This is a genomic window from Mycoplana dimorpha, from assembly GCF_003046475.1.
Taxonomy (GTDB): Bacteria; Pseudomonadota; Alphaproteobacteria; order Rhizobiales; family Rhizobiaceae; genus Mycoplana; species Mycoplana dimorpha.
The window spans coordinates 484,180-497,643 of sequence record NZ_PZZZ01000003.1 but is presented as its reverse complement, the minus strand read 5'-3'; the positions used below and the strand labels follow the sequence as shown (position 1 = coordinate 497,643).

Below are 13,464 nucleotides of genomic sequence, written 5' to 3'. Positions count from 1 at the left end.
CTCTCCGGCCCCATTAAGGGATTGTGAGGGCCCGGTCGCTAGGGTGCCGCGACATCAGCTGGAGGCAATGCCATGTACCGCTTCAATCTGCAGGGCCGGACCGGGTTGGCGGACCGCCTCGCCGACGCCTGCCTGTGGCTGGTAGCGACCGCCCACATCATCGCCGCCGTCGCGTTTCTTTCCCTCCTTTTTTCGCTTTCGCCTGCCAGCGCCGCCACCAAATGCCACGGGCAGAACCTGCTGCCGCGGCTCGAGGCCGACGACCCCGCCGCCTATTCCAGGCTGATCCAGGAGGCGAAGGCGACGCCGAACGGCGAGGGCATCTTCTGGCGAATCGAGAAGGCTGGTACGCCACCGTCCTACCTGCTCGGCACGATGCATGTGACCGATCCGCGCGTGCTCGCCATGCCGAAGGGGGCTTCCGACGCCTACAAGGCCGCCGGGACCGTGGTCATCGAGTCCGACGAGATCGCAGACGAGAAGAAGGCGAGCGCCGCCCTGCTGGCGCGCCCGGACCTCACCATGTTCACCGACGGACGCACGATCCCCGGCCTGCTTGGCAAGAAGGATTCAGCGATCCTGGCCGCCGGCCTGAAAGCGCGCGGAATGTCGCTCGCCGCCGTCTCGCGCATGAAGCCCTGGATGATCGCCAGCTTCGTGGCGCTCCCGGCCTGCGAAATGGCGCGCAAGCAGTCTGGTGCGGCCTTCCTCGACCAGCAGCTCGCGAAGGACGCCATTCGGGACGGCAAGACGCTGAAGGGCCTGGAAACCCTGCTCGAACAGATTTCGGCGCTCGATTCCCTGCCGGTCGAGCCGCAGCTCGCCGGCCTCATCGAGGTGGTCCAGCTCGGCGACGGCATCGAGGACGTGATCGAGACGATGAGCCAGCTCTATCTGGCCGGCCAGACCGGCATGATCATGCCGATGATGCGCGCAGCCGTGCCGGAAGGTCAGGACGGCGAAGCCGGCTATGCCGACTTCGAGCAGCGCATCATCATCGACCGCAACCACCGCATGGCGGAGCGGGCAGCGCCGATTCTCGACGCCGGCAACGCCTTCGTCGCCGTCGGCGCCCTTCACCTGCCGGGCAAGGAAGGCCTCGTGGAACTGCTGCGGCAGGAGGGCTTCACCGTGACCCCCATGCTTTAGGCCGCCCTCACCCCCGCGTCATGCGCTGCACCAGGGCGGTCTTCCAGTAGAACTGGTGCACGAGCACGGCTGCGACGTGCCCGACGATCAGCACCCACATCAACACCTTCATCGGATCGGCGTGCAGGTCCGCTGCACTGCGAACGCCGAAATAGTAAGCGGCAATCCCGCTGAGCGGCATGGCGAAGAACAGCAGGTAGAAGGTCGCATGCGCGATCTTCGCCGCAAGCCTTGACAGCGGCGGTTCTTCGGCCGGAGCCTCCGGCGCGCCGAGCGCGAGGCGCAGAACGAGCCTGACGATCGCAAGACAGAGAACCGCAATGCCGACATAGGCATGCAGGTTCGCCGCCGCAATCTGGTCCGTCGACGGGCTGCCGCCGGTTCTCACGACGCGCCAAAGTTTATGCATGTCGTCGGCGAAAAGCAGATTGAACAGGATGAGCGCTGCCATGACCCAGTGGACAAGCCGCTGGGACAGCGAATAGGAGAGCGTGGAGATCGACATTTTCTTGCCCTTTATCAATAATTTAAGGGACACGACCTCCTGAAAATAAAAGCCGCGGCTCGATAGACAAGCCGCGGCTTCCAACATGGAGGAAATTTAATCCGCCGTTTGCGTTTTTACATGTGAATCGGCTTGAAGAAGGTCGCCAGGGCCGCCTCCTTGACCGCCTCCGACATGGTCGGGTGCGCGTGGCAGGTGCGGCCGAGGTCTTCGGCCGAGCCGCCGAATTCCATCAGCACGGCGATCTCGTGGATCATCTCGCCGGCGCCGAAGCCGACGATGTGGCCGCCGAGCACCCGGTCGGTCTCCTTGTCAGCCAGGATCTTGACGAAGCCGTCGGTGGCGAGCATCGCCCGGGCGCGGCCGTTGGCCATGAACGGGAACTTGCCAACCTTGTAGGCAACACCGGCGGCCTTCAGCTCTTCCTCGGTCTTGCCGACGGAGGCGACTTCCGGCTGCGTATAGACGACGCCCGGGATGACGTCGTAGTTCACGTGGCCCGCCTGGCCGGCGAGGATCTCGGCAAGTGCCACGCCCTCGTCCTCGGCCTTGTGGGCCAGCATCGGGCCGCGCACGACGTCGCCGATCGCATAGACGCCCTTGACGGTCGTCTGGAAGTGGTCGTCGATCTCGACGAAGCCACGCTTGTCCATGGCGACGCCCGCCTCCGCGAGGCCGAGGCCTTCGGTGTAGGGCCTGCGGCCGGTGGCGATCAGCACGACGTCGGCTTCGACCGTTACGGCCTCGCCGCCCTTGACGGGCTCGAACGTCACCTTCGCGCCGCCTGCGGTCTTCTCGACGCCCGTAACCTTGGCGCCGACCTTGATCTCCATGCCCTGCTTGGCGAGCATCCGCTGGAACTGCTTGGAGACCTCGCCGTCCATGCCGCCGAGGATGGTGTCGAGGTATTCGACCACCGTGACCTTGGCGCCGAGGCGCTGCCAGACCGAGCCGAGCTCGAGGCCGATCACGCCGCCGCCGACGACGACCAGCTTCTCCGGCACCTTGTCGAGCGCGATCGCGCCGGTCGAGGACACGATCACCTTCTCGTCGATCTCGACCGGCACGCCCGGAATGCCGGCGACGTCCGAACCGGTGGCGATCACGATCGCCTTGGTCTCGAGCACCTGCTCGCCCTTCTCGCCGAGGACGGCGACCTTGCCGGCGCCGAGCACCTTGCCGGTGCCCTGGAACGCCTCGATCTTGTTCTTCTTGAACAGGAAGGCGACGCCGTCGACGTTGGCCTTCACCGTCGCGTCCTTGTGGCCCATCATCTTTTCGAGGTTCAGCTTCGGCGCCAGGCCCTCGATGCCGAGCGCATCCATGCCGTGGGCGGCGTGGCTGTACATTTCCGAGGCGTGCAGCAGCGCCTTCGAGGGGATGCAGCCGACATTGAGGCAGGTGCCGCCGTAGGTGGCGCGCTTTTCGACGATCGCCACCTTGAGGCCGAGCTGCGCCGCCTTGACGGCGCAGACATAGCCGCCGGGACCGGAGCCGATTACAACGAGATCATATGCCATGAACAGTCCTTCCTGAGCGCGGCGGCTAGCGGCCGCCGCTGACGTTGAGGGCGGCACCCGTCACATAGGATGCCGCGTCCGAAAGTAGATAGAGGATCGATTGCGCAACCTCGTCCGGTGCGCCGGCGCGCTGCACCGGAATGGCTGCCGCCATATCGCGGGCCCGGTCAGGCAGGCCTCCGGAGGCATGGATGTCGGTGTCGATGATGCCCGGCCGCACGAGATTGACGCGTATGCCCTCGGCGGCAACCTCGCGGGCGAGGCCGATCGTGAAGGTGTCGATCGCGCCCTTGCTGGCCGCGTAATCGACGTACTGCCCGGCCGATCCGAGGATGGCCGCCATGGACGAAACGTTGACGATCACACCGCCGCGGCCGCCATGCTGGGTCGACATGCGCCGCACCGCCTCCTGCGCGCAGCGGATCGAGCCGATCACGTTGACGGCGAACATGCGCTCGAGGCGCTCGACGGAAATCTCGTCGAGGCGGGCGGGATGGCCGACGATGCCGGCATTGTTGACCAGCCCGTCGAGCCGAGAAAAGGTCGCGTCGACGGCGGCGAAGATCGAGGCCAGCCCGGCCTCCGTCCCGACATCGCCCTCGACGGCGACGGCCGAACCGCCGGCGTCGCGGATCTCGGCGACCACGGCCTCGGCCGCAGCCGCGTTGGAGGCGTAGTTCACCGCCACCTGCCAGCCGGCGGCCGCGGCCAGCCTGCAGGTGCTGGCGCCGATGCCGCGGCTTCCACCGGTGACGAGCAGCACGGGGTGGTCGGTCATTGCGCGCACTCCTTGAAGGTCAGTTCGTCCCAGGGAGCGATGTTAAGCTTCGCCTCCTCCCAGGCCCTGGAAAAGCGCAGCGCCGGGCCGAAGCCGGCGATCAGCAGCCGGTCGGCGGCATCGCTGTTCTCGGCGGGGACCGCCTCGGACAGCGCTCCGGCCTTGTCGATTGGATAGATGACGCCCTGCCACACGGTGCAGGCGGCAAGCTCATCGCCGGTCACATCGCCGCCCGGGCACGCGTTCATGATCATGCCGATCGAGCGGGTGACCTCGTCCGCCATCATGATGTGACCGTCGAGGACGAGTTCGCCCTTGACCGCCCGCACCTTGAAGCGGTGCGTGGCGGCGGCGGCCTCCGAGCCGACCGGCTCGAAGGCGAGTTCATAGGCGCCGTCGCGGTCGCCATAGACGGCGCGCTCCTGCCGGCACTCGGCGGCGAACGTGTTTGCGACAAGCAGCGGCAGCAGGAAAGTGGCCAGAACGGCTTGGTTGCGCATCGCTCACCCTGCCCGCTGCGTGGCAAGCTTGATGCCGAGCGCGATGAAGACGACGCCGCTGGTGCGGTCGATCCACTTGCTGGCCCGCGAGAAGGCAGCGCGCATCTTCGGCGTCGTCATGAACATCGAGACGCCGACGAACCAGAGGATCAGGCACGTCGCCATGACCAGGCCGTAGCCGAACTTCACCATCATCGGCGTGTGCGCGCTGACCGCGGTCGAGAAGATCGACAGGAAGAAGAACACCGCCTTGGGGTTCAGCGCATTGGCCATGAAGCCGAGCCCGAAGGCCCGCGCAGCCGACTGGCGCTTTTCGCCGGCAATCACTGCCGCCGAACCCGGAGCGATCTCGGTCGCCCCTGCCCGCAGCGCCTTGACGCCGATGTAGACGAGATAGGCGACGCCGCACCACTTGACGACGTTGAAGAGGTAGATCGACTGGGAGATGATCAGCCCAAGCCCCAGGATCGTGTAGGTGACGTGGACCATCAGCGAGGCGCCGATGCCGAGGGAGGTGACGATCGCCGCGCGTCGACCGTGCAGGATCGACTGTCGCATGACCATGGCCAGGTCGGCGCCGGGGGAGACGATGGCGAAGGAGAAGATCGCCATCAGCGAGGCAAGCTCGATCAAGTAGGTATGCATCTCAGGTCTCCGGGTCGCATCCACGCGGGCGTGGCGCGTCGATCATAGAACCAAGGCAGCGAACATGCAGAACAGCCCGGCCAGGGCGCCGAGCCAAATCAGTGAACGGATATAAGCAATACCAGCGAGATAGAGCGGAACATAGAGGATGCGGCAGCCGAGCCAGATCAGGGCGCCCCGATAGCCCCAGCCGGAAGGATCGCCGACGATCGCCAGCGCCAGCGCCAGGCCGACGAAGACCGGATAGGTCTCGCGCAGGTTGGCCGAGGCGCGCTCCGCCCGACCCGCCAGCACGCCGGCCGGCTTGCGCCGGTCGTCGCGCGGGCCGGCGTTCCATTTCGGCCCGAGCTCCAGCGTGGACAGGGCGCCCTGCAGCCCCACCTGCAGGACGAGCAGCGCCGCGCTCCAGGCCACGAGCGTGACAAAGGCGGATGCGGCAGGCGCTGCTGCGTCCATAATGCAGCCCTTAGAGGTCCAGAACCAGACGCTCGGGATCCTCCAGGCTTTCCTTGACGCGTACGAGGAAGGTCACCGCTTCCTTGCCGTCGACAATCCGGTGGTCGTAGGACAGCGCCAGGTACATCATCGGGCGGATGACGATCTGGCCGGCGACGACGACCGGCCGCTCCTGGATCTTGTGCATGCCGAGGATACCCGACTGCGGCGCGTTCAGGATCGGCGAGGACATCAGCGAGCCGTAGACGCCGCCGTTGGAGATGGTGAAGGTGCCGCCCTGCATGTCGGCCATCGACAGCTGCCCATCGCGGGCGGCCTTGCCGAGGCGGCCGATTTCCTTCTCGATCTCGGCGATCGACATCTGGTCGGCGTCACGCACGACCGGAACGACGAGGCCCTTGTCGGTGCCGACGGCGACGCCGACGTGGCAGTAGTTCTTGTAGATGATGTCGGTGCCGTCAATCTCGGCGTTGACGGCCGGCAGTTCCTTCAGCGCGTGCGTCACGGCCTTGGTGAAGAAGCCCATGAAGCCGAGCTTCACGCCGTGCTTCTTCTCGAAGATGTCCTTGTAGCGGGCCCGCAGGTCCATCACCGCCTTCATGTCCACCTCGTTGTAGGTGGTCAGCATGGCGGCGGTGTTCTGGGCATCCTTGAGGCGCTTGGCGATCGTCTGGCGCAGGCGCGTCATCTTCACGCGCTCCTCGCGCGGCGCGTCGGCCTCCGAGGACGGTGCGCGGGCGATCTTGATCGGCTCGGCCGGAGCAGCCGGAGCGGCCGGGGCGGAGATGCCCCTGGCGACGGCGGCGATCACATCACCCTTCAGCACCTGGCCGCGCTTGCCGGAGCCGTCGACCTGCTCGGCCGACAGGCTGTTTTCGGCGAGCATCTTGGCGGCGGCCGGAGCCGGCGGCATGGAGGAAACGGCCGCAGCGGATGCAGCCGGGGCGGCGGCAGCAGCAACGGGCTCGGCAGCCTTTGCAGCCGGAGCCGCGGCGCCGGCGGATGCGCCTTCGGCGATCTGGCCGAGCAGCGCGCCGAGGCCGACGGTTTCGCCGTTCCCGGCGAGGATTTCGGAGAGCACGCCGGATGCCGGCGCCGGCACCTCGACCGTCACCTTGTCGGTTTCGAGTTCGACGATCGGCTCATCTGCCTTGATGACATCGCCGACCTTCTTGAACCAGGTGCCGACCGTCGCTTCGCTGACGGATTCACCAAGGGTCGGGACGCGGATTTCAGTAGCCATTGTTCAAGTCCTGAAATGTTGAAAGGTTGAATTCTGTGGCGATCCCGCGTCTTTCGAACGCAGGATCAGGCTCGGCATGGTCGATATCTGATAGTGGAAGCCGATGGCGGCGCGGATGACCGGGTCGGCGTCGGCAAGCGCGCGCGCCGCACCCTCGTCCTCCGCTTCGATCACCGCCAAGCCCCAGGCGCCCTCGCCTTCGAGAACCGGGCCGACGGCGATTGCCGTTCCGGCGGCGGCCTGGCTGCGCCAGTAGTCGGCATGGCGGTCCATCGTCTCCATTTCCTTTGCACTCGCGTCATGCGGGAAGGTTGGGCGCGGCGGCACAAGTTTCAAGTGAAAATATGCCACCGCGCCGTCCTCCATCAGCCGCCGAGCGCATCCTCGAGGAACGCCGCGAGCTGTTCAAGGTGCTTGGACATCAGCCCCGTCGCCGGCGACGCCGCCGCCGGGCGGCCGGTGTAGCGGACCCGCCGGTGCTTGGCATCGATGTGGTCGAGCACCCATTCCAGATACGGATCGATGAAGGACCAGGCGCCCATGTTCTTCGGCTCTTCCTGGCACCAGACCATCTCCGCGTTGCGGAAGCGCGACAGCTCGTTGATCAGCGCCTTGGCCGGGAACGGATAGAGCTGCTCGACGCGCAGCAGGTAGACGTCGTCGACGCCGCGCTTCTCGCGCTCTTCGAGCAGATCGTAGTAGACCTTGCCCGAGCACATGACGACGCGCCGGATCTTGGCGTCCTTCTGCAGCTTGATCGGGCCGTCCTTGATGACCTCCGCATCGTCCCACAGCAGCCGGTGGAACGAGCTTTCGCCGGCGAGTTCCGACAGGCTCGAGACCGCCCGCTTGTGACGCAGCAGCGACTTCGGCGTCATCAGGATCAGCGGCTTGCGGAAATCGCGGCGCATCTGCCGGCGCAGGATGTGGAAGTAGTTCGCCGGCGTCGTGCAGTTGGCGACCTGCATGTTGTCCTCGGCGCACAGCTGCAGGAAGCGTTCGAGGCGGGCGGAGGAATGCTCCGGCCCCTGGCCCTCGTAGCCATGCGGCAGCAGGCAGACGAGCCCCGACATGCGCAGCCACTTGCGCTCGCCCGAAGAGATGAACTGGTCGAACAGCACCTGCGCGCCGTTGGCGAAGTCGCCGAACTGGGCTTCCCAGAGCGTCAGCGCGTTCGGACGGGCCAGCGAGTAGCCGTATTCGAAGCCGAGCACAGCTTCTTCCGAGAGCATCGAGTTGATGACCTCGAAGCGTGCCTGGGTGGGGGACAGGTTGGCGAGCGGGATGTAGCGCTCTTCGGTCTCCTGGTCATAGAGGACCGAGTGGCGCTGCGAGAAGGTGCCGCGCTCGCAGTCCTGGCCGGACAGGCGGATCTTGTGGCCGTCGAGGCAGAGCGTGCCTAAGGCAAGCGCCTCCGCCATGGCCCAGTCGATGCCCTCGCCCGTCTCGATCATCTGCGCCCGGTTGTCCATGAAGCGCTGGATGGTGCGGTGCGCCTTGAAGCCTTCCGGGATGGTGGACAGCTTGCGGCCGACCTCCTTCAGCTGCTTCATCGGCACCGAGGTCTTGCCGCGGCGCTGCTCGTCGGCATTGTCGGCGGCGCGCAGGCCCGACCAGACGCCATCCAGCCAGTCGGCCTTGTTCGGCTTGTAGGACTGGCCGGCCTCGAATTCCTGTTCGAGCTTGGCGCGCCAGTCGGCCTTCATCTTCTCCAGTTCGCCCTCGGTGATCAGGCCCTCGGCGACCAGCCGCTGCGCATAAAGCTGCACGACCGTCTTGTGGCCCCGGATCGCCTTGTACATCTTCGGCTGCGTGAACGACGGCTCGTCGCCTTCGTTGTGGCCGAAGCGGCGGTAGCAGAACATGTCGACGACGACCGGCTTGTGGAACTTCATCCGGTATTCGGTGGCGATCTTCGCCGCGTAGACGACCGCTTCCGGATCGTCGCCGTTGACGTGGAAGATCGGCGCCTCGATCATCTTCGCCACGTCGGAGGGATAGGGCGAGGACCGCGAGAAGGCCGGATTGGTGGTGAGGCCGATCTGGTTGTTGATGATGAAGTGCACCGTGCCGGCGACGCGGTAGCCGCGCAGGCCGGACAGGCCGAGGATTTCGGCCACGACGCCCTGCCCCGCAAAAGCGGCGTCGCCGTGGATGAGCAGCGGCATCACCTTGACGCGCTCGCGCAGCGGAATGATGTCGCCTTCGAAGATCGTCGCCATCTGGTCCTGCTTGGCGCGCGCCTTGCCCATGACCACCGGGTTGACGATCTCCAGGTGCGACGGGTTCGCCGTCAGCGACAGGTGGACGCTGTTGTTGTCGAACTCGCGGTCCGACGAAGCGCCGAGGTGATACTTCACGTCGCCCGAACCTTCGACGTCATCGGGGGCATAGGAGCCGCCCTTGAACTCGTGGAAGATCGCCCGGTGCGGCTTGGCCATCACCTGGGAGAGCACGTTCAGGCGGCCGCGATGGGCCATGCCGAGGACGATCTCCTTCAGGCCGAGCTGGCCGCCGCGCTTGATCAGCTGCTCGAGCGCCGGGATCAGCGACTCTCCGCCATCGAGGCCGAAACGCTTGGTGCCCTTGTACTTGACGTCGATGAACTGCTCGAAGCCTTCCGCCTCGACCAGCTTCTGCAGGATCGCCCGCTTGCCCTCCGGCGTGAAACCGACACCCTTGTCCGGCCCCTCGATGCGCTCCTGGATCCAGGACTTCACCTCCGGGTCGGAGATGTGCATGAACTCGACGCCGAGCGTCGAGCAGTAGGTGCGCTGGAGGATTTCCAGCATCTGCGGGATCGTCGCGTATTCGAGCCCGAGCACGTTATCGAGGAAGATCTTGCGGTCGTAGTCCTTCTCCTCGAAGCCGTAGGTCTTCGGCGACAGCTCGTGATAATCCTCGACCGGATCGGCAAGTTCGAGCGGATCGAGCTTGGCATGCAGGTGGCCGCGCATGCGGTAGGCGCGGATCATCATGATGGCGCGGACGGAATCGCGCGTGGCCTGCTGGACCACGCTTTCGCTGACCGGCACGCCGGTCTGGATGGCAGCCGCCTCGGCCTTCGCCTTGATCTTCTTCTCGACGACCTTTTCGACCGTGCCCCAGTCGCCGTCGAGCGCCGATACGAGCTCGCCATTGGCGGCGATCGGCCAGTTGGACTTCTTCCAGGACGCGCCCTTCGCCGCCTTCACGACGTCGGCGGGCTGGTCGTCAAGGCTCTTGAAGAAGCTCTGCCACTCGGGCGACACCGAGGACGGGTCCTCTTCGAAACGGGCATAGAGCTGCTCGATATAGGCCGCGTTGGCGCCATCGAGGAACGAGGTTACCTGAAACTGTTCGTTGGCGTCTTGTCTTGCCATGTGTGCCACTCGCGGGCGCCGCGCCCGCCTCCTGACTGAAAACCACTCCCGAAACTCAAGTCCGGGAGAAATGCCCGCCCGGCCCCTCGCAACGGCGGGGCCCGGGCGACCTTCACGGAACGGCCGGCTCAGCGCCGGCCGTTAATGTCCTCAGCCCTTGAGGACTTCGACGAGGGTCTTGCCGAGGCGTGCCGGCGAGGGCGAGACGCGGATGCCGGCCGATTCCATCGCCGCAATCTTCGATTCTGCGTCGCCCTTGCCGCCGGAAACCACAGCGCCGGCGTGGCCCATGGTGCGGCCCTTCGGCGCCGTACGGCCCGCGATGAAGCCGGCCATCGGCTTCTTGCGGCCCTTCTTGGCTTCGTCGATCAGGAACTGCGCCGCGTCTTCCTCGGCCGAGCCGCCGATCTCGCCGATCATGATGATCGACTGGGTGGCGTCGTCGGCGAGGAACATCTCCAGCACGTCGATGAACTCGGTGCCCTTGACCGGGTCGCCACCGATGCCGACCGCGGTGGTCTGGCCGAGGCCTTCGTTCGTGGTCTGGAACACGGCTTCATAGGTCAGCGTGCCCGAGCGCGAGACGATGCCGACCGAGCCCTTGCGGAAGATCGAGCCCGGCATGATGCCGATCTTGCATCCTTCCGGCGTCAGGATGCCCGGGCAGTTCGGGCCGAGAAGGCGCGACTTCGACTTGTCGAGCTTGGCCTTGACCCGCACCATGTCCATGACCGGGATGCCCTCGGTGATGCAGGTGATGAACGGGATCTCGGCGTCGATCGCCTCGATGATCGCATCCGCTGCACCTGCCGGCGGAACATAGATCACGGTCGCGTCGGCGCCGGTCTTTTCCTTGGCTTCGGCGACGGAAGCGAAGATCGGCAGCACAGTGCCGTCGACGCCCGAAGACCAGGTTTCGCCGCCCTTCTTCGGGTGGATGCCGCCGACCATCTTGGTGCCGTAATAGGCGAGCGCCTGTTCGGTATGGAAGGTGCCGGTCTTGCCGGTCAGGCCCTGAACCAGGACCTTGGTGTCCTTGTTGACGAGAATAGACATTCTTTCCGGTCCTTCCAGATTAGGCTTTGATCGCCGCGACGATCTTCTTCGCCGCATCGTCAAGGTCGTCGGCCGCAGTGATCGCCAGACCCGACTCGTTGAGGATCTTCTTGCCGAGCTCGACATTGGTGCCTTCGAGGCGAACGACGAGCGGAACCTTCAGACCGACTTCCTGAACGGCCGCGACGACGCCTTCGGCGATGACGTCACAGCGCATGATGCCGCCGAAGATGTTGACGAGGATGCCCTCGACCTTCGGGTCGGCGGTGATGATCTTGAAGGCGGCCGCCACCTTCTCCTTGCCGGCGCCACCGCCGACGTCGCAGAAGTTGGCCGGCTCCTTGCCGTAGAGCTTGATGATGTCCATCGTCGCCATGGCGAGGCCGGCGCCGTTGACCATGCAGCCGATGTTGCCGTCGAGCGCCACGTAGGCGAGGTCCCACTTGGAGGCCTCGATTTCCTTGGCGTCCTCTTCGGTCTCGTCGCGCAGCGCCTTGATGTCGTCGTGGCGGAACAGCGCGTTGCCGTCGAAGGAGACCTTGGCATCGAGCACGCGCAGGTGGCCGTTTTCCATGACGATCAGCGGGTTGATCTCGAGCAGCGCCATGTCCTTCTCGACGAAGGCCTTGTAGAGCGCCGGGAACAGCGACTTGGCGTCTTCGGCAGCCGCACCCGACAGTTCGAGCGCCCTGGAGATCGTGGCGACGTCGGCGGCGGTGACGCCGGCTTCCGGATCGATGGCGATCGTGTGGATCTTCTCCGGCGTGTCGTGGGCGACGGCCTCGATGTCCATGCCGCCTTCGGTCGAGACGACGAAGGCAACGCGACCGACCGAGCGGTCGACCAGCAGCGAGCAATAGAGCTCACGGGCAATGTCGGCACCGTCTTCGATGTAGAGGCGATTGACCTGCTTGCCGGCCTCGCCGGTCTGGGCCGTCACCAGGGTGTTGCCGAGCATTTCCTTGGCGTGAGCAACGACCTCGTCGATCGACTTCGCAAGGCGAACGCCGCCCTTAGCGTCGGGGCCGAGTTCCTTGAACTTGCCCTTGCCGCGGCCACCGGCGTGGATCTGGCTCTTGACCACGTAGAGCGGGCCGGGGAGCTTCCTGGCGGCGGCCTCGGCCTCTTCGACCTTGAGGATGGCGACGCCCTCGGCGACCGGTGCGCCATAGCTCTTCAGCAGCGCTTTCGCCTGATATTCGTGAATGTTCATGGAAAAATCCTCTCTCTTCGCCGAAGCGGATTACTTCAGCGCCGGAGCGATGTTGATGCAGGCTTCGCAGAGGCCGGCGACCGCGCCGACCGACTTGTCGAAGGCTTCCTTTTCGGCCTTGTTGAGGTCGATCTCGACGATGCGCTCGACGCCGCCGGCACCGAGAACGACCGGAACGCCGACATACATGTCCTTGACGCCGTACTGGCCGGACAGGTGAGCGGCGACCGGCAGGACGCGCTTCTTGTCCTTCAGGTAGGATTCGGCCATCTCGATCGCCGAGGCGGCCGGAGCGTAGTAGGCCGAGCCGGTCTTCAGCAGGCTGACGATCTCGGCGCCGCCGTCACGGGTGCGCTGGATGATCTGGTCTAGACGCTCCTGCGTGCACCAGCCCATCTTGACGAGGTCCGTGAGCGGGATGCCGGCGACGGTGGAGTAGCGGGCGAGCGGCACCATGGTGTCGCCGTGGCCGCCGAGCACGAACGCGGTGACGTCCTGGACGGAGACGTTGAATTCCTCGGAGAGGAACAGGCGGAAGCGGGCCGAGTCCAGCACGCCGGCCATGCCGACGACCATGTTCTTCGGCAGGCCGGAGAACTTCTGCAGCGCCCAGACCATCGCGTCGAGCGGGTTGGTGATGCAGATGACGAAGGCGTTCGGGGCATACTTCTTGATGCCGGCACCGACCTGTTCCATAACCTTGAGGTTGATGCCGAGCAGGTCGTCGCGGCTCATGCCCGGCTTGCGGGCGACGCCGGCGGTGACGATGCAGACGTCCGCGCCTTCGATCGCCGCATAGTCGCTGGCACCGGTGAGCGAGGCGTTGAAGCCCTCGACCGGGGACGACTGGGCGATGTCGAGGCCTTTGCCCTGGGGGATGCCGTCGGCAATGTCGAACAGAACGATGTCGCCCAGTTCCTTCAGGCCGGCCAGATGGGCCAGCGTGCCACCGATCATTCCAGAGCCAATGAGTGCGATCTTCTTGCGCGCCATGAAAGTGCTTCCTTTGCGATCTATCTCCGAAAGCTGGGTACCCG

13 protein-coding genes are annotated in these 13,464 nt (G+C 65.7%); 1 reads left to right on the top strand and 12 read right to left on the bottom strand.

Annotated elements, in window-relative coordinates; all coding sequences use genetic code 11:
• Nucleotides 1-72 precede the first annotated feature (72 nt).
• The gene (locus tag C7449_RS09215; RefSeq protein WP_108002482.1) at nucleotides 73-1,149 is read left to right on the top strand and encodes a TraB/GumN family protein; all 1,077 of its coding nucleotides are present in this window, start codon (nucleotides 73-75) and stop codon (nucleotides 1,147-1,149) included.
• A gap of 7 nt (nucleotides 1,150-1,156) precedes the next feature.
• On the opposite strand, the gene C7449_RS09210 is transcribed toward C7449_RS09215, so the two are convergent.
• The 12 genes from C7449_RS09210 to mdh all read right to left on the bottom strand — a co-directional run bounded on the left by C7449_RS09210 (nucleotide 1,157) and on the right by mdh (nucleotide 13,420).
• Nucleotides 1,157-1,654 (bottom strand): cytochrome b, encoded by a 498-nt coding sequence (locus tag C7449_RS09210; protein WP_108002481.1) that lies wholly within the window; start codon nucleotides 1,652-1,654, stop codon nucleotides 1,157-1,159.
• A gap of 116 nt (nucleotides 1,655-1,770) precedes the next feature.
• On the bottom strand, nucleotides 1,771-3,174 hold the full coding sequence (gene lpdA / locus C7449_RS09205) for a dihydrolipoyl dehydrogenase (protein ID WP_108002480.1): 1,404 nt from the start codon (nucleotides 3,172-3,174) through the stop codon (nucleotides 1,771-1,773).
• Between the two features lie 25 nt (nucleotides 3,175-3,199).
• Nucleotides 3,200-3,952, bottom strand: a complete 753-nt coding sequence (locus C7449_RS09200) for an SDR family oxidoreductase (protein ID WP_108002479.1) — start codon at nucleotides 3,950-3,952, stop codon at nucleotides 3,200-3,202.
• Nucleotides 3,949-4,452: a hypothetical protein gene (locus tag C7449_RS09195; RefSeq protein WP_108002478.1), complete on the bottom strand. Its 504-nt coding sequence runs from the start codon at nucleotides 4,450-4,452 to the stop codon at nucleotides 3,949-3,951. The genes C7449_RS09200 and C7449_RS09195 overlap by 4 nt, the downstream gene beginning before the upstream one ends.
• A gap of 3 nt (nucleotides 4,453-4,455) precedes the next feature.
• Nucleotides 4,456-5,097 carry a LysE family transporter gene (locus tag C7449_RS09190; RefSeq protein ID WP_108002477.1) on the bottom strand — a complete coding sequence of 214 codons (642 nt, stop codon included), beginning with the start codon at nucleotides 5,095-5,097 and terminating at the stop codon, nucleotides 4,456-4,458.
• 42 nt (nucleotides 5,098-5,139) lie between these two features.
• Nucleotides 5,140-5,553 (bottom strand): MAPEG family protein, encoded by a 414-nt coding sequence (locus C7449_RS09185; protein ID WP_108002476.1) that lies wholly within the window; start codon nucleotides 5,551-5,553, stop codon nucleotides 5,140-5,142.
• Nucleotides 5,554-5,563: 10 nt separating this feature from the next.
• On the bottom strand, nucleotides 5,564-6,796 hold the full coding sequence (gene odhB, locus C7449_RS09180; RefSeq protein ID WP_108002475.1) for a 2-oxoglutarate dehydrogenase complex dihydrolipoyllysine-residue succinyltransferase: 1,233 nt from the start codon (nucleotides 6,794-6,796) through the stop codon (nucleotides 5,564-5,566).
• Between the two features lie 3 nt (nucleotides 6,797-6,799).
• On the bottom strand, nucleotides 6,800-7,147 hold the full coding sequence (locus tag C7449_RS09175; RefSeq protein ID WP_108002685.1) for a YciI family protein: 348 nt from the start codon (nucleotides 7,145-7,147) through the stop codon (nucleotides 6,800-6,802).
• A 14-nt stretch (nucleotides 7,148-7,161) separates the two neighbouring features.
• Complete coding sequence (locus tag C7449_RS09170) at nucleotides 7,162-10,158, bottom strand: 2-oxoglutarate dehydrogenase E1 component (RefSeq protein WP_108002474.1); 2,997 nt, start codon at nucleotides 10,156-10,158, stop codon at nucleotides 7,162-7,164.
• A gap of 150 nt (nucleotides 10,159-10,308) precedes the next feature.
• Nucleotides 10,309-11,214, bottom strand: coding sequence for a succinate--CoA ligase subunit alpha (gene sucD, locus C7449_RS09165; protein ID WP_108002473.1), 906 nt, complete (start codon nucleotides 11,212-11,214; stop codon nucleotides 10,309-10,311).
• A gap of 19 nt (nucleotides 11,215-11,233) precedes the next feature.
• Nucleotides 11,234-12,427 carry an ADP-forming succinate--CoA ligase subunit beta gene (gene sucC / locus C7449_RS09160; RefSeq protein ID WP_108002472.1) on the bottom strand — a complete coding sequence of 398 codons (1,194 nt, stop codon included), beginning with the start codon at nucleotides 12,425-12,427 and terminating at the stop codon, nucleotides 11,234-11,236.
• A gap of 30 nt (nucleotides 12,428-12,457) precedes the next feature.
• Complete coding sequence (mdh, locus tag C7449_RS09155; RefSeq protein ID WP_108002471.1) at nucleotides 12,458-13,420, bottom strand: malate dehydrogenase; 963 nt, start codon at nucleotides 13,418-13,420, stop codon at nucleotides 12,458-12,460.
• Between the last annotated feature and the right edge of the window lie 44 nt (nucleotides 13,421-13,464).